The 22,814-nt window shown below is 58.1% G+C and carries 20 protein-coding genes and 1 tRNA gene; 12 read left to right on the top strand and 9 right to left on the bottom strand.

The annotated features are described in order from the left end of the window. Position 1: 1 nt before the first annotated feature. Genes RBB44_RS22800 through hypF form a run of 4 tightly spaced genes read left to right on the top strand, consistent with a single transcriptional unit; the run spans position 2 to position 4,774 of the window. Positions 2-256, top strand: coding sequence for a HypC/HybG/HupF family hydrogenase formation chaperone (locus RBB44_RS22800; protein WP_306150309.1), 255 nt, complete (start codon positions 2-4; stop codon positions 254-256). Further along, positions 253-1,407 carry a hydrogenase formation protein HypD gene (gene hypD, locus RBB44_RS22795; RefSeq protein WP_306150308.1) on the top strand — a complete coding sequence of 385 codons (1,155 nt, stop codon included), beginning with the start codon at positions 253-255 and terminating at the stop codon, positions 1,405-1,407. The genes RBB44_RS22800 and hypD overlap by 4 nt, the downstream gene beginning before the upstream one ends. Beyond that, positions 1,404-2,441: a hydrogenase expression/formation protein HypE gene (hypE, locus tag RBB44_RS22790; RefSeq protein ID WP_306150307.1), complete on the top strand. Its 1,038-nt coding sequence runs from the start codon at positions 1,404-1,406 to the stop codon at positions 2,439-2,441. Before hypD ends, hypE begins: the two co-directional genes overlap by 4 nt. Before the next feature lie 11 nt (positions 2,442-2,452). Next, a complete protein-coding gene (gene hypF, locus RBB44_RS22785; protein WP_306150306.1) occupies positions 2,453-4,774 on the top strand; it encodes a carbamoyltransferase HypF in 2,322 nt (773 codons plus the stop codon). A gap of 22 nt (positions 4,775-4,796) precedes the next feature. Here the strand turns inward: hypF and RBB44_RS22780 are convergent, their stop codons facing one another. The 3 genes from RBB44_RS22780 to RBB44_RS22770 all read right to left on the bottom strand — a co-directional run bounded on the left by RBB44_RS22780 (position 4,797) and on the right by RBB44_RS22770 (position 6,834). Continuing rightward, positions 4,797-5,681, bottom strand: coding sequence for a homocysteine S-methyltransferase family protein (locus RBB44_RS22780; RefSeq protein ID WP_306150305.1), 885 nt, complete (start codon positions 5,679-5,681; stop codon positions 4,797-4,799). A 325-nt stretch (positions 5,682-6,006) separates the two neighbouring features. After that, the gene (locus RBB44_RS22775; RefSeq protein ID WP_306150304.1) at positions 6,007-6,498 is read right to left on the bottom strand and encodes a phage holin family protein; all 492 of its coding nucleotides are present in this window, start codon (positions 6,496-6,498) and stop codon (positions 6,007-6,009) included. Between the two features lie 9 nt (positions 6,499-6,507). Further along, on the bottom strand, positions 6,508-6,834 hold the full coding sequence (locus tag RBB44_RS22770; protein ID WP_306150303.1) for a hypothetical protein: 327 nt from the start codon (positions 6,832-6,834) through the stop codon (positions 6,508-6,510). A gap of 144 nt (positions 6,835-6,978) precedes the next feature. Between RBB44_RS22770 and RBB44_RS22765 the strand changes: the two genes are divergently transcribed. From RBB44_RS22765 to RBB44_RS22730, 8 genes are read left to right on the top strand one after another with little or no spacing between them, the layout of a single operon-like run. Further along, positions 6,979-8,181, top strand: a complete 1,203-nt coding sequence (locus tag RBB44_RS22765; protein WP_306150302.1) for an AI-2E family transporter — start codon at positions 6,979-6,981, stop codon at positions 8,179-8,181. Positions 8,182-8,218: 37 nt separating this feature from the next. Next, positions 8,219-9,232: a MoxR family ATPase gene (locus tag RBB44_RS22760; RefSeq protein ID WP_306150301.1), complete on the top strand. Its 1,014-nt coding sequence runs from the start codon at positions 8,219-8,221 to the stop codon at positions 9,230-9,232. A gap of 23 nt (positions 9,233-9,255) precedes the next feature. Next, on the top strand, positions 9,256-10,260 hold the full coding sequence (locus tag RBB44_RS22755) for a DUF58 domain-containing protein (RefSeq protein ID WP_306150300.1): 1,005 nt from the start codon (positions 9,256-9,258) through the stop codon (positions 10,258-10,260). Next, entirely contained in the window at positions 10,257-10,727 is a 471-nt protein-coding gene (locus RBB44_RS22750; RefSeq protein ID WP_306150299.1) for a DUF4381 domain-containing protein, read from the top strand. The genes RBB44_RS22755 and RBB44_RS22750 overlap by 4 nt, the downstream gene beginning before the upstream one ends. Next, positions 10,724-11,707 (top strand): VWA domain-containing protein, encoded by a 984-nt coding sequence (locus RBB44_RS22745; RefSeq protein ID WP_306150298.1) that lies wholly within the window; start codon positions 10,724-10,726, stop codon positions 11,705-11,707. The genes RBB44_RS22750 and RBB44_RS22745 overlap by 4 nt, the downstream gene beginning before the upstream one ends. Next, positions 11,704-12,636 (top strand): VWA domain-containing protein, encoded by a 933-nt coding sequence (locus RBB44_RS22740; protein WP_306150297.1) that lies wholly within the window; start codon positions 11,704-11,706, stop codon positions 12,634-12,636. Before RBB44_RS22745 ends, RBB44_RS22740 begins: the two co-directional genes overlap by 4 nt. A 9-nt stretch (positions 12,637-12,645) precedes the next feature. Beyond that, on the top strand, positions 12,646-13,245 hold the full coding sequence (locus RBB44_RS22735) for a M48 family metallopeptidase (protein ID WP_306150296.1): 600 nt from the start codon (positions 12,646-12,648) through the stop codon (positions 13,243-13,245). After that, positions 13,242-14,537 (top strand): BatD family protein, encoded by a 1,296-nt coding sequence (locus RBB44_RS22730; protein ID WP_306150295.1) that lies wholly within the window; start codon positions 13,242-13,244, stop codon positions 14,535-14,537. Before RBB44_RS22735 ends, RBB44_RS22730 begins: the two co-directional genes overlap by 4 nt. Before the next feature lie 351 nt (positions 14,538-14,888). Here the strand turns inward: RBB44_RS22730 and RBB44_RS22725 are convergent. From RBB44_RS22725 to RBB44_RS22700, 6 genes are all read right to left on the bottom strand, one after another. Next, positions 14,889-14,964: transfer RNA gene (locus RBB44_RS22725), tRNA-Phe, on the bottom strand. A 301-nt stretch (positions 14,965-15,265) separates the two neighbouring features. After that, the gene (locus RBB44_RS22720; RefSeq protein WP_306150294.1) at positions 15,266-18,451 is read right to left on the bottom strand and encodes a FecR domain-containing protein; all 3,186 of its coding nucleotides are present in this window, start codon (positions 18,449-18,451) and stop codon (positions 15,266-15,268) included. Positions 18,452-18,466: 15 nt separating this feature from the next. Continuing rightward, a complete protein-coding gene (locus RBB44_RS22715; RefSeq protein WP_306150293.1) occupies positions 18,467-19,834 on the bottom strand; it encodes a tetratricopeptide repeat protein in 1,368 nt (455 codons plus the stop codon). Between the two features lie 198 nt (positions 19,835-20,032). Further along, positions 20,033-21,640, bottom strand: coding sequence for a bifunctional UDP-sugar hydrolase/5'-nucleotidase (locus tag RBB44_RS22710; protein ID WP_306150292.1), 1,608 nt, complete (start codon positions 21,638-21,640; stop codon positions 20,033-20,035). 278 nt (positions 21,641-21,918) lie between these two features. After that, positions 21,919-22,200 (bottom strand): DNA gyrase inhibitor YacG, encoded by a 282-nt coding sequence (gene yacG / locus RBB44_RS22705; protein ID WP_371932345.1) that lies wholly within the window; start codon positions 22,198-22,200, stop codon positions 21,919-21,921. Continuing rightward, positions 22,172-22,798, bottom strand: a complete 627-nt coding sequence (locus RBB44_RS22700) for a Maf-like protein (RefSeq protein ID WP_306150291.1) — start codon at positions 22,796-22,798, stop codon at positions 22,172-22,174. Before RBB44_RS22700 ends, yacG begins: the two co-directional genes overlap by 29 nt. Positions 22,799-22,814 lie beyond the last annotated feature (16 nt).

The following is a 22,814-nucleotide window of genomic DNA, read 5'->3' as shown; positions in this document are numbered from 1 at the left end:
AATGTGTCTCGCAATCCCTGCCAAGATCACGGAACTTGACGGCGACGACATGGCCGTCGTTGCGCTTGAAGGCATCAAGAAACGGATTTCGACCGCGCTGGTCGAGGATCTCGCCGTTGGCGACTACGTTCTGGTTCATGTCGGCTATGCGCTGCACAAGGTCAGCCCGGACGAAGCGGCCCGCACGCTTCAGCTGATGGCCGAGGCCGGTGTGCTTCAGGAAGAACTCGACGAGATGACAGGAGCGGACCAGTGAAATACGTCTCCGAATTCCGCGACAAGGATCTCGCGAAATCCGTTTCCGCTGCCATCCGGCGCGAGGCTGATCCCGGCCGGACCTACAATTTCATGGAGTTTTGCGGTGGTCACACCCATGCAATCTTCCGCTATGGCGTTCAGGACCTGATGCCGGACAACGTGGCCTATGTACATGGCCCCGGCTGCCCGGTCTGCGTGCTGCCGGTGCGCCGGTTGGACGATACCGTGGAAATCGCCGAACGGCACAATGCGATCCTGTGCACCTATGGCGACATGATGCGGGTGCCGGGCACGAAACAGCGCAGCCTGATCCGCGCCAAGGCAGACGGTGCGGATATTCGCATGGTCTATTCCACGCTGGATGCCCTGAAGATTGCCCGCGACAATCCGGACCGTGAAGTGGTCTTCTTTGCCATCGGCTTTGAAACCACGACACCGCCGACTGCCGTTGCGATCAAACAGGCCAAAAAGGAAGACCTCAGTAATTTCTCTGTCTTCTGCAATCACGTTCTGACGCCCCCCGCGATTGCCCATATCCTGCAGTCACCGGATGTTCAGGACCTTGGCACCGTGGAGATTGACGGGTTCCTGGGCCCCTCCCATGTCAGCTCGGTGATCGGATCAAAGCCCTATGAGCCCGCCGCGGAGATTTTCGGCAAACCGGTGGTGATCGCGGGCTTTGAACCCCTGGACGTTATGCAATCGACCCTGATGCTGATCCGCCAGATCAACGAGGGCCGCTTCGAGGTCGAGAACGAATATACGCGCGTCGTGACCCGTGAGGGCAATCTCAAGGCTCAGGCGCTGGTCGAAGAGGTGTTTGACGTGCGCGACGCGTTCGAATGGCGCGGGCTCGGCACAGTTGCCAAGAGCGCCTTGAAGATCCGGGAGGCCTTTGCAGCCTTCGATACCGAACGGCGGTTCGAGATAACACCCAAACAGTCGCGCGAAGTGAAGTCCTGCGAGTGTCCCGCCATCTTGCGCGGCGTAAAAAAACCGACCGACTGCAAGCTCTTCGGCACGGTCTGCACGCCTGACACGCCGATGGGGTCCTGCATGGTGTCGTCGGAAGGCGCCTGCGCGGCCTACTGGACCTATGGCCGTTTCCGCACCAAGGCGGCCCGGCCGCAAAAAGAGGCTGCGGCATGAATATTCAGAATCCGAAATTGTCCGCGCGCACCGGCAGCATCGACATGGCCCATGGCGGCGGCGGCCGCGCAACGGCAGAGCTGATCTCGAATCTCTTTCAACGCCATCTGACCAATCCGATCCTGGATCAGGGAAATGACGCGGCCTTGCTGCCTCCAGCGGCCGGGCGGCTTGTCATGTCGACGGACGGTCATGTCATCTCGCCGATCTTCTTCCCCGGTGGCGACATCGGGTCGCTCGCCGTTCACGGCACCTTGAATGACGTCGCCATGGCGGGCGCCAAACCACTTTATCTCACCGCAGGTTTTATCCTGGAGGAAGGCTTTCCGCTCGCCGATCTGGAACGGATCGTTATCTCCATGGCGCGGGCCGCAGAGGCGGCAGGCGTTCCGATCGTCACCGGAGATACCAAGGTCGTCGAAATGGGCAAGGGCGACGGTATCTTCATCACCACGACCGGCCTGGGGGTTGTGCCGGGCGGCGTTCATGTCTCGGTCGAGCGCGCGGAGCCCGGCCAGGCGATCCTCCTGTCCGGCTCCTTAGGTGATCACGGTGTTGCCATCCTTTCCAAGCGGGAGAACCTTGAATTCGAAACGGAAATCCGCTCCGACAGCGCCGCGCTGCACACACTTGTCGCCGGTATGATGTCAGCAGCACCCGGGATTGCGGTCCTTCGCGATCCGACCCGCGGCGGTCTGGCGGCAACCTTGAACGAGATCGCCCGCACCGCCAAGGTCGGCATCCATCTGGAAGAAAACGCAATTCCGATAAAGGCGGATGTGAAAGCCGCGTGCGAACTGCTCGGGCTTGATCCGCTTTATGTCGCCAATGAGGGCAAGCTGGTGTGTTTTTGCGAGCCTGGCGATGCTGATGCGGTACTGGCAGCCATGAGAGCACATCCCCTTGGCCGGGATGCGGCCTTGATCGGAACGGTCACCGAGGACGATGCCCATCTGGTGGAGATGGAAACGGAGATCGGCGGCGTGCGTGTGGTCGATTGGCTTGCGGGCGAACAGCTGCCCCGGATCTGCTGACAGGCCGGCTGATGATCGTGACCGCAACACATGTCCGGATCAAGGGCCTCGTGCAGGGCGTCGGCTTCCGGCCCTTCGTCTGGCATCTGGCACGGGAAGAAGGCCTGACAGGCCATGTTCTCAATGATGCCGACGGTGTACGCGCGGAAATCTTCGGTCCAGCTGCCCGGCAACAAAGGTTTTTGGAGCGGCTCCGATGCGAAGCGCCGCCGCTTTCTGAAATAGTGAGCGTCGAAACAGCAGTTCTTGCGGAGCCTTTGGGTGTACCGCCACAAGACTTTCAGATTGTCGAGAGCGTCGCGGGGCCGGTCACCACCGGCATTGTCCCGGATGCGGCCACCTGCCCTGCCTGCCTTGCCGACATCTTTGATCCGGCCAACCGGCGCCACGGCTATGCCTTTACCAATTGCACCCACTGCGGGCCGCGCCTCTCCATCGTGACATCCATTCCCTATGACCGGGCCAGCACCTCGATGGCCGCGTTCAAAATGTGCCCGGAATGCCAGAGCGAATATGACGATCCGGCGGACCGGCGCTTCCATGCGCAGCCCAACGCCTGCCCGGCCTGCGGCCCGCAGCTCTGGGCAGAAGCAAAAGGAACGCGAATTGAAACGGCCGACCCGATCCACTGGGCAGCATCCCGACTGGCGGCAGGTGAGATCATTGCCCTGAAGGGCCTTGGCGGGTTTCATCTGGCCGTTGATGCCACGAATGATGCGGCCGTTGCCCGGCTTCGGGAGAAGAAAAACCGGCCGGACAAGCCGCTTGCCGTGATGGTGCGCGATTTGGTGCAGGCACGGACAATCTGCCATGTCAACGACAGGGAAGCAGCGCTGTTGGAGGACCGCACTGCCCCCATTGTCTTACTGAGGTTGCGACCACAGTCCGGAGAGACGCCTGCCCTTTCCGGACACGTTGCGCCAGGCCTTGATCAATGCGGCCTCATGCTGCCGGCAACGCCGCTGCATCATCTCCTGATGGCAGCGGTTCCGGGCCCGCTTGTCATGACCTCCGGCAACCGCTCGGAAGATCCGCAAGTCACGACCAACGAGGATGCGAGACGCAATCTTGGGCGGATTGCCGACGGTTTCCTCATGCATGACCGGGAGATCGTCAACCGGCTGGATGACAGTGTGATGCGGGCGGATCGAGGCGGCCCCGTCAACTTGCGCCGGGCCAGAGGTTATGCTCCTTCACCATTGGCCTTGCACAACGGCTTTCAGCCGCGCGCCTCCGTGCTTGCCATGGGCGGTGAACTCAAATCAACGTTCTGCCAGCTGAGGCAGGCAAGCGCCGTCGTATCCCAGCACATGGGCGATCTGGAGAGCAGGCCGGTTCTAGAGGACTATGAAAAGACCCTAACCCTCTACCAGCACCTGTATGATTTTGAACCGGACCGCATCGCGGTCGATCTCCATCAAGATTATGTTTCAACACAGGCCGGACGGCGGCTGGCGGCAGACCTTCACATTCCGCTGATCGAGGTCCAGCATCATCATGCGCACCTTGCCGCTTGCATGGCTGAACACGGCTTGCCCCCGTGCAGCGATCCGGTGCTCGGTATTGTTCTGGACGGCTCCGGTCTTGGCAGTGATGGCACGATCTGGGGCGGAGAATTTCTTGTTGGCGGTTATGAGGGCTTTGAGCGGGCTGGTCATTTTCTTCCCGTTGCCCTGCCGGGCGGGGCGGCCGCCGTGCGCGAGCCCTGGCGCAATCTGGTGGCCCATCTGCGGGCGGCCTTTGGAGCGGACTGGTTCCATTCGAGTGCCAACTCGTCCCTCCGGCCCATCTTCCCCGGCAAGACTATGGACGTGATCGAACACATGATCGACAGCGGCCTCAACACGCCAATGGCCTCTTCTGCCGGACGACTGTTCGACGCTGTTGCCGCAGCCCTTGGGATCTGCGCCACGCGCCAATCCTATGAAGGCCAGACCGGCGCGTTATTGGAGACTCTTGCCCGGCCTTATCTAAAAGGCGCTACCGCCTACCCGGTTGACATTTCAAGCGGCGCGCCGGGGATCTTGTCCTGGGAGGTGATGTGGGACGCTTTGTTGAGCGACCTTGGGCGCGGAACCGCTCCCGGTTTGATCGCAGCCCGGTTTCATCTGGGGCTCATCAAGGCAATTAGCACCCTTGCAACGCGTCTTGCCGGGGACCGGAATATCAGGACAATCGCGCTCTCGGGCGGCGTCATGCAAAATGCGATCCTTGCCGATGAGCTTTGCGAACAACTTAAGGCACACGGGTTCGACGTTCTGGCTCCCGGAAAACTGCCCGCCAACGATGGCGGGCTGTCGCTTGGTCAGGCGGCGATCGCGGCGGTGACATAATCTCAAGCCGCGCTACGCACAATCACGCCGCAGCGTTAAACCGGCGCGACAGTTCCGCTATGTGGGCAGGGCTGACCTCACAACACCCGCCGACGATCGTGGCTCCGAGATCAATCCAGTCTGCCGCGTGACCCGCATAGACCTCAGGTGTCAGATCGGTGCGCGCGGCAAGCTTGGAAACGCTGCTGCCCTTCTTGAGAAATTCAGGTTTGATCGCCGTAAACCCGTTGGCATAGGCACCGGTCTTCAGGCCCGACTGTCCGAGAACGGCCATGCCCCTGGTCACCGCCTCCGGCACCGAACAATTGATCAAGACCGCCTCCGGTCCGAGTTTTTGGATAACTTCCACCACCTCGCCCAGAGGCTCGCCGGACCGAAGGGCAACGCCGTCCTGATCATCGACTGTCAAAGCTATCCAGACCGGTTTGTCGTGCCTGAGGGCAGCTGTCAGGGAGGCGCGCGCTTGTTCGACAGAGGCGATCGTCTCAATCAGGAAGACGTCGACGTAATCCTTCTGAACCCGGCAGATTTCGTCATAAAGATCGATCGATTGGTCTTCCGGAGGCGCCCCATCATGGCTGTACGACCAGCCAAGGGGACCAAGACAACCGGCCACAAGACCGCTGCCATGCGCATCCCGCGACTGACAGGCAAGGTCGCAGGCAAGGTGATGAAGCCGCTCGAACTGATCATCCAGCCCATTGGGCCGCAGCCGGTCGCGGTGAAGCGTGTAACTGTTGACGGCCGCGACGTGTGCACCGGCAGCGAAGAAGTCGTCATGAATGGCGCGGACGAGATCTGGCCGCTCCATCATCAGCTCACAGGACCAAAGCCCGCTCGGCACCCGCCCGCTGCGGTGAACCAGTTCCTGCCCCATGCCGCCGTCCAGGATCGTGATGTTGCTCATTCTTGTCCGTTTCCAAAATGCCCTGGCCGAAAACCTGCGTTTTTCGGGTTTTGTTGTTCGTCGTTCGAATGCACGTGCGGCAAAATCGATTTGGGCGCAGTAACTCCCAGCCTAGCTACAGGCGAAGTCTTACGCAGTAAGACATGGATTGGATCGGTATTATCAGCTTCTACTGCTGAGAGGTCACCTCTGGCTCAAGGCACCCAACAAGCCAAATATTTAGAAGCGGTACCCGCTCCAAAGAGCAAGAGGGTTGGGGTTCGGATCACACGTTAACGACAAGAGCGCAATTGGTTTGCAAATCCACTTATCGACTCCTTCTTCCTCAATCCTTTTTGCTCGATAACGATTTGATCAAGAGTGTCAAAATCGGAGTCAGCAGAGCTGTGATTGCACCGTCCAGCGGATTCTTTGAAAATGAGACGAGGTTCGCTTTAAGGGCATAGAGTTCGCTCCGCAACTCCTCGAATTCGTCCTGAATATCTTCGGCCTTGGCCTCGAGCTCCTCTAGTCCGGAATCCCGTACTTCCCGCGCCAGGTCGAGCTCTGGGCCCGTGGTGAGCCGGGATCCCCAGACCATAAGAAGAGCTGCGATCAAGAAATCGGCTATCGCCACACCGAGAGCCGCATAGACCGGTCCCCAAATCTCCGCCAGAGCGAAAAAACCTGCTACATTGAGCATTCCGAGACCAAAAACAAAGATCAGGCCGGCAAAGGCTGTCGCTCCAATCTTCTTGGCAGCCACACTGAGTTTGGCTTCGATGATGAGCAGTTCCGCGCGCCAGACGATGCGCATCGTCCTTACTATACTATCCATGGATACCTCCTAACGGCGAAGCAGCGCACCAACAACAATTCCTAAGGCGAAGGCGCCAAGAACCATCGTGACAGGTCGTTCTCGGATTTCGCTCTCAGCTTCATCCACCAGACCGGATAGTTTGTCTGCCAAGTCATCAAGATCGTTTTTGGCGACTGAATTCTCCCAGGCAGCAACCGCATCCGTCTGCGGGTTACCCGCATCCGGTACATCAGATTGCGTTTCCTGCTTCCCGTTGGCAGCCGATGTTCTATCCCGCCGGCGCCGGGACCGCCTTCCACCGGCATCAGACTTCAGCTTTAAGATCTCTTTTTGAAGATCACTCGAGGTACCCATGGAGCCAATTCCTTGAGAAAGGAAGTCAATGCTAGCTTGTTGCCCTGACATATTAAAGACTTAGCGGCAGAATATTTGCCTTGTCCGGGTGTCGTGTTCGGTCCTAACCTGAAACCGGGAAATCACGGGGGGAGATCGATCCGGATGGAAAGCACGACTTCAGCGGACGGCGCTCCAAGCGAGAAACACCGGTTTCAACTGTTTCTCATCGGTCTGACAGCTTTGGCCATAGGCGCCGCATTCCTGGGTCTTGTCTGGGACTACCTGGTCTCCCTTTTCATGGCCGCCATTTTCAGTGCCATGTCGGCGCCTCTTTACCGCTGGCTGTACAGGCACACTGGATCAAAAGCGGGCATTGCCGTCACCTTCACGCTTTTGATCCTCACCGTCGGCGTTTTGATCCCGCTGATTTCAATCTTTGTTCTGGGCGCGGATCAAGCGGCGAGCGTTGCAAAGAGCATCAGCGACTGGGTGGAAACGCTCGACCTGGATGCCATACAGAATCAGCTGCCAGCATGGATCCCCTTTAAAGTCGACTTTGCCGAACTCAGCAGGACCGTTGCAACCAAAGTTGGCGAGGCGGCGGGACAGATCGCAGACTTCTTTGTTGGCGCCCTCTCACAGGCCACCCGCGGGACGGTCGCGTTTTTTCTACATCTCTTCATCATGATCTACGCAATGGTTTTCTTTCTGCCGCAGAACGCCAACATGATCCATCAGCTTCTTGCCCATACCGGGCTCCCGAGCGATGTCCAGAAAACCTTGAGCGATCGTGTGATCTCTATCAGCCGCGCCACGATCAAGGGCACCTTCCTGATCGGCGTTGCGCAAGGATTTCTGGGTGGTCTCGGGTTTTGGGCAGCCGGCCTTCCGGGCGCGGCGTTCTGGGGCTGTGTGATGGCCGTGCTGTCTGTCATACCCGGCATCGGCCCGACGCTTGTCCTCATTCCGGGTGTCATCGTGCTCGCGGTGAACGAGCAGTATGTCGCGGCCATAGGGCTCGCGGCCTGGACCAGCTTGGCTGTGACCACCGTGGACAATCTGCTGCGCCCGCTTCTGGTTGGTCGCGATACCAAGATGCCGGATTTACTAGTTCTGGTCAGCACCTTCGGCGGCCTTGCCAGTTTTGGCGCGGTCGGTCTTGTGATCGGGCCGGTGATCGCCGGCCTTTTCATCACCATCTGGAGCGTTCTGGAAGAGTATCTTCAGGCTGGCGGGTTTGCCGACAAGCCTGCGATTGCAGATCTTGCAGAGACCCCGTCCGATCCGCCGGAAAAGAGCACCGTGCCGGCTGAAATCCAGGCACTGCGGGCAGAACTTGAAGAGCTCAAACGACAAAAAACCTGAAAACCATTTCTTGAAGTCAGCTGATTGGACCCCGCCAATGTCGAATGCGCTTTCCAGGATCAAGGACCTCAAGGCCCGCATGCAGCAATCCATCATCGGCCAAGAGGGTGTAATTGACCGGTTGATCATTGGACTGCTCGCCAACGGCAACCTGCTTGTCGAAGGCCTGCCGGGACTGGCAAAAACCCGTGCAATCAAGGCGATGGCGAAGAACCTGGAAGCCGATTTCAGCCGCATCCAGTTTACACCCGATCTCCTGCCCTCGGACGTCACCGGCACCGAGGTCTACCATCAGGCTGGCGGTGAAGGCACGTTTCGGTTCGAACAGGGTCCTGTCTTCGCCAACATCGTCCTGGCCGACGAGATCAACCGCGCCCCGGCCAAGGTGCAGGCAGCACTTCTGGAGGCCATGGAAGAGCGGCAGGTGACGGTTTCCGGGACGACCCACAAGATGGAACCGCTGTTCATGGTGATGGCGACGCAAAACCCGGTGGAACAAGAGGGCACCTATCCTCTGCCAGAAGCCCAGATGGACCGGTTTCTGATGCATGTCTTGATCGGCTATCCGCCAGTCGAGGACGAGGTAAAGGTCATTGAGCTGGTCCGGGGCGAAGAGCAAAAGGCGCTGGCAGCATCCGCGAAAAACGCGAAAGATGCTCACGAACCCGAAAAAAGCGATGAATATCCGGCGATACCTCAATCAGCCATCTTTGAAGCACGAGCTGAGATTGCCGGCATTCATGTCTCTGATGCGATTGCCAAATACGTGGCTGATCTCGTCTATGCGACCCGAACACCAGGGGCCTATTCAGATGAACTCGGCCGCTGGATTGAAATTGGGGCGAGCCCAAGAGCGTCAATTGCCTTGGACAAATGCGGCCGTACGCATGCCTGGCTCAATGGGCGCGATTATGTCGACCCGCTTGATGTTCAGGCGATCGCACCGGATGTCTTCCGCCACCGTCTTACCCTGTCATTTGAGGCAGAAGGCGACGGCGTCACTCCAGACAACGTGGTCGATGAGATAATCAAGACCGTCGCTCTGACGTAAGGTGCTGAAAAAGGAGCCCGGAGATGCGCGACCACGCGGCCAGAACCCGGACAGGTTTGACAGCCAAGCCAACGAAACCGCCCGGCACGGTGGACCCGCGCATTCATGTCACTCTCCCGCAACTCCGCGCCCTAGAAGGCCAGGCACGCGGTTTGCGCTTTCTGCCGCGCCAGCCGGCTGCGAGCGTTTTCAATGGCCGCCATGCTTCCCGCTTGCGCGGCCGGGGGCTCAACTTCGAAGAACTGCGTGATTATCTGCCCGGTGATGATCCACGCACGATTGACTGGAAGGTCACCGCGCGCTCCGGCAAGCCACATGTCCGGGTCTACAGCGAAGAGCGGGACCGCCCGGCCCTGATCCTTGTCGATCAGCGCATGTCCATGTTCTTCGGAACGCAACATGCCATGAAGTCGGTCATCGCAGCGGAAACGGCTGCGCTGGCAGCGTTTCGTATTCTCGACCAGGGTGATCGGGTTGGCGGGATCGTATTCGGAGATGAGTTTGGTGCAGAGATCAAACCAAAAGCCAACCGTCCTACACGCGACCGGTTCTTGACGGCAATTGCACGGGCAAATCAGCTTTTGCGGGCGGACGCCCCTGCCATCGGCACACCAATGCCCCTGAAAACACCGCTGAGAACTGCCGCCCGGATCGCCCGCAGGAACCACCTTGTCATCGTGATTTCCGACTTCGATGGTGTGGACGAAGAAACCGCGTCGCTGATTGGCCGGATCGCCAGCACCAATGACCTGATCTTGTGCCCCGTAACCGATCCAATCGCCGGAGAGATCCCGGCCGGTCTCAAACTGATTGTTTCGGACGGGGAGCTCCAGGTCGAACTTGATACGGCCAGCGGAGAGATCCACAAACGCCTTTCCGATTTCTCCTCCGGTCGGCTTTCGGAAATCCTCAGCTGGCAAAAACGCTATGGTCTCCCGGTTTTGCCGTTGAGCGCTGGTGAAGACACGATCCCGCAGGTCCGACGGCTAACCGGGCTGACCTCTGTAGGCAGGCGGCTATTGCCATGACTGATACGTGGGACGGCCTAAATCTTACCGAACTGATCGATCTGCTGGAGCCAGTGCCTGATCCCGCGCCCGTTTCCATGCTGCCAGAAACGGCCGGATGGCTTTGGCTGGGCGCTATTCTGCTTGTGATCATTGGAGTTGGCTGCTGGAGGTTTCTGCTCTGGCGCCGGAAGACGGCCTACCGTCGTGAGGCGCTGGCCGAACTCGCGTCCTGCCCAAACGACCCGCAGCGGCTTGCCGAGCTGCTGCGCCGGACAGCCCTCTCAGCTTATGCGCGTCAGGACGTGGCCGCACTGCATGGCCCGGATTGGCTCACCTTTCTGGATCATGCGTATGGCGGAACTGGCTTTTCGGACGGACTGGGAAAGGCCATCGCCGAAGCGCCTTACAAGAAAACCAATAGTGGCGCGGATCTGAAGCCGTTAATCCGGACCTGGATCAAAAGACACAAAGGTGCGGCAGCATGATCGAATTTGCCCACCCCTATGCCTTTTTTCTGCTGCCACTGCCGCTTGTTGTTTATCTCCTTGTGCCGCCCCACCAGGAACGCGTTTCAGCGTTGCGGTTTCCATTCTTCCGCCGGCTTGCCGATGCGGCCGGCCAATCACCGAAAGCCGGTTCGCTGATTTTCAAACGCACGACATTGCAAAACCTTGCCGCCATCGCAATTTGGGGCCTTTTGATCACAGCGCTTGCAGCGCCCGAACGTGTCGGCGAGCCGATCATTCAGGAGAAGACGGCCCGTGATGTCATGCTCGCGATCGATATCTCCGGCTCAATGGATCAGGTCGACTTTATCTCGCAAGACGGCGAACGCACGCAGCGCCTGGATGCGGTCAAACGGGTTGTCGGTGATTTCATTTCAGACCGCGATGGCGACCGGGTCGCCTTGATCGTTTTCGGCGCCAAGGCCTTTGTCCAGGCGCCCTTTACCGAAGACCTTGCCTCCGTTCGTGCGCTTCTTGAACAAACCGAAGTTGGCATGGCAGGGCCGCATACCGTGCTCGGAGATGCAATCGGCCTGTCGATCAAGACCTTTCAGGCGAGCGATATTGACGACAGGCTGTTGATTCTGCTGAGCGATGGAGCTGATACCGGCAGCCGCATGACCCCGGTCAATGCGGCCGCGATTGCAGCGAAGGAAGGCATAGAAATCATTTCGATCGGCGTCGGCGATCCGGCAGGAACCGGCGATCAGCGGCTAGACGAACGTACCTTGAAAAGTATCTCGGATGAGGCAGGCGGAACCTACTACTTTGCGGGAGATGAGAACGGCCTTGCTGAGATCTATGCCCGGATCGACGCTCAAAAGCCGCGGGAAGTGGAAACCCGCTCGTTCCGCCCGAGAGAACCGCTTGGGCATTTGCTTCTGATATTGGCTGCGCTACTCGGCATTGGCACGCTGGCACTCCTCCATACCCGTAAAACACGGCGGAGGGCGGCATGACCACCGATCATGTCGCCGACATCCTCGCCGCCTTTCATTTCATCCGCCCCTTGTGGCTGTTGTTGCTGGCCCCCATCGCCGCGCTTTGGTGGCTGGTGCGCCGGGCAGCGGCGCAAGGGATCGACCTTCCCGATGTCATCGCCCCTCATCTGGCCACCGCCCTCACCGTGGGCAGTCAGGAACGCCAACGCCTGCTCCCGATCGATGGTGTAGCCCTGCTGCTCGCTCTCCTGGTTTTGTCCGCGGCCGGGCCGGCGTGGTCGCGGGTTGCAAACCCGCTTATCGCCGATACTGCGCCGCTTGTTGTCGTCCTCAAGGTTTCCAAGTCAATGGCGGCCACCGACATTCCGCCGAGCCGGCTGGAGCGTGCCAAACACAAGGTGCTGGATCTGCTGAAAGAGCGCGCTGGTTCCAAAACAGCGCTCGTCGCCTATGCAGGAACCGCGCATCAGGTTGTCCCACCGACGGAAGATCCGGATGTGATCAAACCATTTCTGGAGGGGCTCGACCCGAGTGTCATGCCGCGGGACGGCGAAACTGCTCGCGGCGCACTCTCCTTGGCCGCCACTATCCTTGCCGCGCAGGAGGCGCCCGGGACGATCCTCTTTTTGCTCGACCGAATTACCGATGCAGACCTGTCGGCCTTCAACACGCATGTCGCTGAAGGCGGCGCTCCGGTCCTATTCTGGCTTGCGAGCCGGGACCCTGGTGCGGCCGATAAACTGAACCAGATTGCCGGGGCAACTGTAGTCGAGCTAACGGCAGACCGCAGCGATGTCTCGACTGTCCAGCGCCGCATTACGGCGGCCTATGAGGCCGCACTCTCACAGGATGAACGCCAGCAATGGCAGGACGAGGGGTGGATCTTTGCTCTGCCCGCAGCGGTCTTGTTGCTCTTTTGGTTCCGCCGGGGATGGACCATGCAATGAGCGGTGGTCTTGGTTGCGGCCAGTTTTGCATTTTCCGGCGTAGAGGCCCGTGCTGAGGGCTGGAAAGACTGGTTCTTCACTCCCGATCAGCAGGGGCAGATGGCCTTTGAAAACAAGGACTATCAAACAGCAGCAGACCTTTTTGAAGATCCATTGTGGAAGGCGACCGCGCTCTACCGGGCCGGCAAATATGAAGAAGCAGCAGAGCTCTATGCCTGGCAGGACAGTCCGGATGCAGCGATGGGGGAAGGTCTCTCACTGATCAAATCCCGCTCTTACCGGCCTGCCATTGCCGCCTTTGAAAAGGCCGTCGAACGGGATCCGGACAACAAGGCAGCTCAGCACAATCTCGAACTTGCGCGTTACATTCTTGACTATATTGAAACGACCCGCGAACAATCAGATACCGGAGAAGATAGCAGCATCGGCGCGGACGATGTTGTTTATGACAATGAGGCAGGGCGCGGCACAGACAGTCAGCAGCCACCGCAGAGCACATCAGAAACCGTTCCGGAAACCGCCGAACAATGGATGCGCACGGTGGACACCAGCACAGGCGACTTCCTGAGATCTCGGTTCGCACTTGAAGCTGCACGGGGTCAAAAATGATCCGCGCCATCTTCGCCCTTTGGCTTTTTCTGATTTCCGCTGCCGTTCAGGCTCAGGAAACGCCGCAGCCGATCGTCCGGACGACGCTTGAACAGGACACCGCAATCCCTGGCCAGCCGTTGATCTTCCGGATTACGATCCTGGTGCCGACCTGGATGCCGACGGCACCAGAGTTCCCGAGTTTCGAAGCGCAAAATGTCGTCGTCCGGATCCCATCGCGCGCGTCAAGTCCAACCAGCGAACGGGTCAATGGCGACACCTGGTCCGGGGTTTCACGCGCCTACCGTCTTTATCCCATGGTGCCCGGAACCTTCCAAATCCCCGGGGGCCCGGTGACAATCACCTATGCGGATCCGGATACCCGCCAGCCAATCAAAGCGAAGGTTGACGTTGCGCCTTTTGCCATTGTTGGCGAAGCGCCAGATAGCGCCAGGGATCTGACGCCCTTCGTGGCCGCAATCGCCCTGACACTGACCCGGGAGGTCGACAGAACACCGGATGATCTGTCTGCCGGAGATGCACTGACCTTAACCACCACAATCAAGGTCACCGGGGTCGCTCCGATGTTTGTACCGCCGATTGGTGCTGGAGACCCGGATGAGGGCCTCAGCTACTATCCCGCGTCCCCGGTCCTAAATGAGACCGAAAACCGGGGCCAGTTATCCGGCACCCGCACGGAAACAGTTACAATCGTCCCTGAAAACGCCGGCAATTATCGGATTCCTGAACAGAAACTCTCCTGGTACAACCTCACCAGCGAAAAGGTCGAAACGGTGAGCGTTCCAGCGATTGATCTGGCTGTGACTGGCCCGCCGGTGGCGGCAGAACCGCAATCAGAGGCATTGAACTGGCGATCCATGGCGTATTGGGGCACCGCCGCGCTGCTACTGATAGGTTTTTTCGTGTGGCTTTTGCGCAAGTTCGGCCCGAAAGCAGTGACCTTGTTCCATGGAGCAAAAGCAAAGTATGAGGCGACCGAATATTTTGCTTACCGGCACTTCAACAAGGCCATCGACGCCCGGGATTATTCGGCAGCTATCACAAGCGGACTTTTGTGGAAGCAGCGGTTAAAATCTTCGGAGATCCAACCTGACTGGGCACCCCTTGAGCATGGGTTTACAGCTTTGGGAAGTGCCCTTTATGGCAGTCAAAGCCAAGCTTCAAAAGCATCTGTCCATGATGCCTGGTCGCAGATCAAGACCTCTGCCGCCGGTGTCCGTCACCAAGCGAAAACGCAGGCCCGGCGCAAATCCAAAACGCCCCTACCACCCCTTAATCCTGTTGTGCGTTAGGAGTTTGGCTGCTAGGTCCCAGGGCTCAAACCATTGATGGCTTGCTTTCCTTGTACGGTGATCTGCGATAGCCAGAGCTCATTCGTTGAATTTGTGCAAGCGGGTTGAAAGTATTCAGGACCGCAGTCATCCACGGCACGCAGCTGGAAGCGTTTTTTGGCATATTGGTGTGGTGAGGGATTAAGCAAATGGAGGAGTGATGGTACTCCAAATGCGCCCACATCGTCCCCAACCAATAGCCGGTTACCCCGGTTTCGATTTTACAAATCGGCGCCGCCGGGCAGAAGTCAGAATCTCGAGAACAGCACACGGACGTGCGGTTTAAACTGGCGAAATCTCTGAAGGAAAAAGTGGTGCCCAGAGGCGGAATCGAACCACCGACACGCGGATTTTCAATCCGCTGCTCTACCAACTGAGCTATCTGGGCGTGCTTTTATGTGGCGGGAGGCATGCCCCGTCCGCCGAAAGCCCGGTCCTTATAGAAGCTCGTTTGATCCTTGTCCAGCACCCCGGCAAAGTTTTTTCACAACATGGGAAAATACCTGTCGGAAAACTGCGCGCCACTACCTAAAACCAACGGAAAACCAAGACTTTCAGTTACTTAAGGATCGTTGCAAGCTTGGGGAAACGGCGGCCCGCTTTTATAACATGCTGCATGAGGGCTGACTATTTGCCATTGGGAGCAGCCCTTCGCCCGCAGGTTATAGAGACGCTTCTGTCTGCAGTGGTCAGTTCATCTCGCCAGCAACGATGCCGCTCGCCGACCAAGTTCCGTCAACTGCATTGAAGTTGCCGATCACGCCCTCGTAGTTGGCTGACGGGCCGCTGACGATAGAGGTGTTAATCGAACCTGATCCAACACTGCCGACCAAGTTTCCGGAAAACTGGTTTCCGATATCAACGGCGCGTTCGGTCAGATCCGCGCCAAATGTACGGCCATCGAAATTGGCAATGTTGGCAGATCCGGTGCGGCGGGCGAAATCAACCGTCATCCGGAAGTCACCGGCCGCAAGATACTGCGCCCCATTGTTCACAACGCTGCCGGCGGCATGCCCAACGTAGCTTGCGCTGCCACTGGTCGGCAGATCGGCGGCACTGGTTACGTCGCCGGCAACCCAGGTCCCGAGATGAAAAGCGTCTTTCCGGCCATTGGCACCGTCCAAAACACCACCTGTGTCGTCATAAGCAAGCTTTGTGCCCCAATAGCCCCACTCCAGAAAGGCACAGGTGCACTCTGTGGTTCCGGCCATGATCGCATCATCTGCAGTCCCGATCAGTGTGTTCGGCACGAAATAGGTGTTGGCATCCTGAGACGGATCCTGCTGCAAGATGTGCCCCGCATCACTGGCAAGGGCCGACGCGACATTGCTGACTGCCTGTTGCACACCTTCAAGTCCCTCATTCCGAGGCTCGGCTAGACCTGTGTAAGGTCCTGTGCCCCCTCCGCCCCCTGCGGGGTCCGGATCTGGATCCGGTCCTGGACCGGGAACGACAGGCTCCACCGTATCGACCGTGAGGTAAGTCTCTAAATGATTTGATGCGTCGCGTGCAGCATAGAGATCGTTGCCAATAAAGGTGGCGCGATCCGTGCCGGATCCGTCGCTGTTGGAGCCAAATCGCACGGTGTAAGCTGCAACATCCGGATCGAGGTCCTGACTGTCACGGACGGTCAAACTGCCGCCGAGCGAATACTCAGCACCATTGAATGTTACGGAAAGATCCGCAGCGCTCTCGCTGGCAAACACAACCGGACCAACGCCTTGTCCCGGGAAGTTGACACTGCTCTCCAAAACGCCTGCGGCATAACCGGACAGCGTCCGATCACTGCGGGTCAAGATGGTGGCATCGACGGTGCCACTGAGCCGCGCAACATGAAGGCTCGACGAGACTGTCGCCGGTGCTGGAAAGATGTCAGGCTGACTGACATAGCTGTCGTCATAGGCATCATCGATACCGCCGTCTGCCAGGGCGTTGCCGAAAACAAAGCTCTGCGCGTTGCTGCCAAAGAAGTGTCCCTCATCAGGCCCGGCGATTGTTCCGACCGGACCGCTGTAAAGCCCGGCGCTCTGGCTGCTGGCGATCCGGTGGCCGCCGCGCCGATCTGTTTTCATCGAAAGGAGGCCACTGGCCTCATCCGCGTCAACCTCTCCAACCGCCAATGAAATAAAAGACTTTTGGTTTTCACCAGTCCCGTCAATGTGAAACGATCCGGCCAGATAATGAGCGCTCTCCAAGGTTACAGGGTCGCTTTCGATCATCAGTAACCCGGTCGAAGTGACATCTTGAAGGAAGCTCTCACCGAGCTCTGCGGCGGCCAGCGGATTGACGAACAGCGCTTCGGTGATGAGTGGCGTGAAGGTTCGGCCGTTCCCCGCCGTGCCAAGCGAAAAGGCCAGGGTCGGATCGGTCGCCAGATCATAGATCCGAATGGAGGGGGTTCCGCTTGCATCGCCGAAACTTGAAAAATCAGTGCCCACTCCACGAACGCCGACCACCATATTTTCAATGTCGAATTTGGTGGTTCCACCGGGCGTGACATTTGGCAGATGCGCGAAGGCCGCAAAGTCTTCGTGGTAATATTGCACGCCCCACGCGTACGACGTGACGTTTCCTTCAGTTTCTGGGTCGACTGTCGGCGCTACCGGAATGAAGTCGGACTCACCGAGCTGTGCAACAACATCCTGATCTGTATAGGTCTGGGCATAGTAGTATTGCCCGTCGCCCTCGAAGGCGAACTGATAGATCTTGTTGCCTTCGACCTCCGCTTTGTAGAGGGCTGTCGCAGTGCCGGTGGTGATTTCTCCTACCGCGAAAGTGACCGGCATATCGGTGCCGCTGCTGCCACCAATCAGTCCTTGCGCACCTGGCGCCAAGACGGTTCGAGTTTTGTCCCAGGATGGTGTGAATTCAACGCCGGCAGTCAGGATCCGCACAACGTCCGTCGTTTCGACAGTCTCCCCACCGGTGTCTCCCGTTCCGCCGGTCGTGTCTCCGCCGTCCCCACCACCTCCGCCCCCGGCAGGGTCATTCCCACCGGTAATTTCATCGGCAAGCTGATTGATTGTGCGTTGCTGGGTGTCCTTTTGGACTTGCAACAGGTCGGGTTCGGTCTGACCGGGTGATCTCGGCTGCACACTTCTTGGTTTAGGCACGGGCGCAGTACGTATGTGACCAAGACGTGAATTGATATTCGGAACACCAGATCGCACGATTTGCCGAGCCGTCGGCGGCGTGCGTGTCCCCCCGGACTGACCAGATCTCGCAGTCAGGCCACTTTGTGCCGAAGCCAGATCGGAAGGCGTTGTCCGCCTCACACCACCACCCTGACCGCCGGTTCCAACCTGCAGGGAATAGCCTGCAGAATAAATGCGCCGGTTCGTTCCATTTGACCCGGTGAAGGTCAACTCATCGCCAAAGAGGAGCGAAAAAACCGGGTTTTCGCCATTCAAGTTGAGATTGGCCATGCCGCCGCGAATGCCAATCGTGCCAACCGGCGTCTTAACCGAAACGCCGCCCTTCTGCTTGCTGACCTTTCCGCCGACAAACCGGACGACCCCCTTGCCGAACGACGCGACAAGCTTTCCTGTTCCCGCATTTGGATCGTAAACAAACTCATCGATCACAAGATCGGAGTTTGCCCCGACCGTGAAGGTGGACCCATCATTCAACAGCACTTGAACGAGGCCAGAGCCGGACGTTTCTATGCGTTCATTGTAGAGCACGTTGTCGCCAAGCAGCTTCACCTGGCGGATAGCACCGGGCGGCGTTCCGAATGCATCTGTATTGACGGCAGCCGCCGTTCCAACGGTCGTTGCCTGCACTGTTTCATTCAAGAACAACGACAAAAGCGCTGTCGCACCAACAGCCCCCCAACGCCTATGCGCGGGAGGACTGAACTTTGATGTCGGCATCATGCGCTTCCCTCCCTGTCAGAATGCTTTTCGCAGCGAAAACATTGCGGAGACGTTTGAGTAACTGCTGAGGTCATAGTTGGAGTTTTGCCTCCGGACCTCGCCGACGAGCCCCGCCGACACGTTGTATTTGAGCGGAACATTCAGCGCCGCGCGCAGCCATCCCTCATGGTCCCGTTGTTTGACGGCGGCATTCACCAACGGGTCCGGTTCGTCATAGGCGCGGTAAATATATCCCGCTTCCAGATCAATCGACCATAGATGCGGCAGTTGTTTGACAGGGGATGCGAACTGGTAGGTTGCCCCCACCCCGCCTCCGGCTTCCCAGCTTTGTTGTGACTTGATGCGGGTTTCCTCAAAATCCGCGAGCGCAAGGACGCGCATCTGCAAGCCCTTGGTCAACTGGCGCGAGATCTTGGAGGCAAACTGCACGAAATATCCGTTCCGGTCGGACACCGTCGGGTACTCGGACGTGTCGTTGAACCAGCGCTGGCGCCACTCCAGCTTCGCATTGATTTCCGTTTGAATGTCCGGCCGGGCAACCAGCCGGGTTCCAACGCCCAGCGCGCCATTGTAGTTCGCGTGATTCAGACGGACACCGGAAGCAACGCCGTAAAAGCCAAGTTGCACATCATCAAAGTTGAAGCGCGCCATATTGAAGGACGGACCGAGAGTAATTTCTGCGAGACCAGTGTCGAGCCGCACTTGATCAGCAAATCGCGCGGCATAAAACACCACATCAGTTTCGATGAGGTCTCCTTGTGTTCCAAGATCATAGGACCCGTAGGCGCGGCCAGCGACAAACGCATTGATATCAGCCTGACCCGTCGCGGTATCGTCGAGGATAAAGTCCCTGCCGTTCAAGGTGACGCGGCGCCCGCCAGGGGCGGCGTTGGCATTAGACTGATAGCGGGCACCAATGATGACATCCGCGCGAAATTGTGTTGGCTGCTGTTTCGACGCGATTGCGGACAGATATGTTTCGACCCGCTGCCGGACTTCTTCCGGCACATTCGGGGTTTCCAGCGTCGACTGAAAATAGTAGCGCGCCGTTTCAAACGATCCCAGCCGGTAATAGAGGACACCAAGTTCCAGCTTCACGCGTGGCAGGTTCGGCGCAAATATGAGCATGCGTTCAAAGGTGGAGATCGCAGCCTCGTAGTCGCCGACCATCACGGAAACCGTGGCATATTCGAATGCAATATCGAGGTCGGCCGGCCGCTCAAGCATTTTTGCCAGAAGCACGGTTTGCCGCGCCTGCAACGCATCTGCAGACATTTTCGGCGGGCTGCTAATGTCCGCTTCCTGAGCCTCGGCTACTGCAGAGGAAAACAGAAGACCGGCCATTATCAGCAGACAAAATATCGTATCAGACGTCAAACGCATGCCTGGGAACCACGTTCTGGTTTTCCATCACCGATATCAAATTCTTAACAGTACGTTACCACACGTATATGAGTCCGGACCACAAGTCCAATTAACCTGTTGAACGCAACGGCACCTAACTCCCCGAACTCAACAACAAAAACGCCGGCCCTAAGTTTCCTCAGAACCGGCGCGAAAAGTGCTTCAGATCGTTCGACCTTACTTCACAGTGATGCGGTCATCCGCAAAGGCTTTGTAGCTTTTCTGCTCTCCGAGGTAAGCGGCCACCACATCGGCAAGATCGGGACCAAAATCGTAAGCATTTATGCCGTTGGTTTCAAAAACCGCGTACCCATCTCCGCCACCGCGCATGTAGTTGTTTGAAACGACACCATAGACCTTTTCCGGATCAATCGGCACAAAGGCATCATTTTCAAGCACCATGACGTCTGAGATACGCTGACCGGCCGGTTGCGATTTGTCGATCGTGTATTTCAGGCCTGCAACCTGGGCAAACCGGCCTGCGCCTTCCTCAATCTGACTGGCTCCATTTTCAAGAGCCGACACCACATCTGCCCCTTTGAGCTGGAAGGTTGCCAGCGTGTTCTGGAAAGGTAGAACTGTCAGGACCTCGCCCATGGTGACTTCACCGGCGTCAATCGATGCGCGCAAACCACCGCCATTCTGGATCGCGATCTGAACGCCCTGATCCCTGACGCGGTCCAGCATGGCCTCGGTCACGAGAACGCCCATTTCGCAGACCTCAGCCCGGCAGACGCTGCGTTCACCGCCGATCGCCGCGGTCGCTTCAGCCACAACTTCATTGCGGATTTCATCGAGCGGCTGCGCCAGTTCTTCGATGCGCGCAATAAATTCTGCATCCGGTTCCACAGACGCATCCAAGAGGATAGGCTCCCCTTCAGCCTTGATCACGTTACCATCATCGTCCCAGGTCACAACAAGGTCGCCCAGGAATTTGCTATAGGCGTAGGCCTGAACAATAGGCACATCCTGACCGTCCGGGTTCTTAACCATCACCGGATAAGGACCAGAAGCCCTGTCCTGAGTATTGGACAGCAATGTGTGCGAGTGCCCTCCAACAATGACGTCGATGCCTGGAACAGCTGCGGCGATTTTCGCATCCATCGACAGGCCCTCATGGGTCAGCGCGATGATCTTGTTGACCCCGGCAGCTTCCAGCTCTGCGACCTGGGCTTTCAGGGACTCAATTGAGTTTAGAAATTTAACGCCGGCGCCTGGCGAAGAGGTTTCTGCCGTATCCTCGGCAAGGCTCGAGACGAAGCCGATTTTCTCGCCGCCGCGCTCCAGCACCAATGTGCCTGGGATGCGGCCCTTGAGCAGGGGTTCATTTTCAAGATCAAGATTGCCGGAGATAACCGGGAACTCGACCTTGTCCAGGAAAGCAGCCAGTGCAGACGGACCATCATCAAATTCATGGTTGCCGACCGCCATGACATCATAGCCGATACCGTTCATGAAATCGGCCGCCGCTGCTCCTTTGTACGTCGTATAGAAGAGCGAGCCTTGGAACTGATCGCCAGCGTCAACAACGACGAAGTTCTTGCCTTCGTCTGCCAACGCATCGCGGCGCTCATCCACCATGGACTTGATGCGGGCGACACCCCCAAAGCACTTTCCCTCAGCTTCGGATTCAGCATCACAGGTGGAATCGTACTTGTTGATGGATTCAATGCGTGAATGAACATCATTGGTGTGAAGGATGGTCAGGGAATAATCGGCGAATGCCGCAGTCGACAATGCGGTCGTCAGCGACAGCACTGCGGCGCTCAGAAGATGGTTTTTCATTTGATACTCGCCCTTGGATAGATTGTTCTTGAGGTCAGGCTTTTTGCCGGACCCTCACCTGCCGTGCCTTCCCAGGATGAGCATTCGTACTTGCCCACTCAGCAATGAGCAGACGCCGGAGCGCTCTCCCGAGAGCCGGATCGCCGGTGTCTGGAAATCTTGGTGCAGTTTTATGACAGGAGCAATAGAGGACGTAACGGAATGTGAAAAAAATTTTGCCAGATAAATATTTTTGCAGATTAGGCCACTGAGTATTGAGACCACAGCTAACCTCAGCCTTAGCCGCGGTCCGGAAACTCTTCGTCGTCCAGATCATCGGTTTCCACGACCGGGATGGAATACCCTTCGGAGAACCACCGGTTAAGATCAATCTTGGCGCAGCGATCAGAGCAGAACGGGTAGTCTTCCGGAGTGGATAGCTTTGAGCAGATCGGGCACGGACGCATCCGGCGCTGCGGTTTATTGCCGTTTTCTTCAGTCAATGTGGTCCCCTCCTGAAGCGCATTCACCATCAACGAAACGCACAAAGCGTTAAGCGCCAGCAGTCGTCCAGTTTGCATGGACAGGGTAGCCTGCTGCTTGCAAAAGATTCACGGTCTCCGCCAGCGGCAATCCAACAACCGCCGGGTAGGAGCCAACAAGCTTGACCACGAAGCTGCCTGCAAGCCCCTGGATCGCGTACCCGCCTGCTTTGCCGCGCCATTCTCCTGCGGAAATGTAGTCATCCATGTCCTGGCGGGACAACCGTTTGAACCGGACACGCGTTTCGACAAGCTTCGTCCGTATTTTCCCGTTCGGCTCTGCCACGGCTACGCCAGTAAAAACACGATGCCCCCGTCCAGACAGCAGAGACAGGCACATGACGGCCTGATCGGTGAGTTCGGCCTTGGGCAAGATCCGCCGTCCGACACCGACCACCGTATCTGCGGCAAGCACAACGCCGCCTGTCATGGCATCGGTGTTCTTGGCGACCTCAAGCACAGCTTCAGCTTTGGCTCGCGCAAGACGCAAGGCCAACGCCCGCGGCGTTTCGAACTTCTTTGGGGTCTCATCAATATCAGCGGGCAGCAGATGATCCGGTTCCAGCCCGACCTGCTGCAGCAGCGCAAGACGGCGCGGCGAGGCGGACGCCAGGATCAACTGAGGGGCATTCGTCATGGATGCACGTGCTTTC

This window comes from Roseibium sp. MMSF_3247, from assembly GCF_030733765.1.
Classification (GTDB): Bacteria; Pseudomonadota; Alphaproteobacteria; order Rhizobiales; family Stappiaceae; genus Roseibium.
Note: the sequence above shows the minus strand (reverse complement) of the source record. Positions and strands in the feature narration are given on the sequence as shown.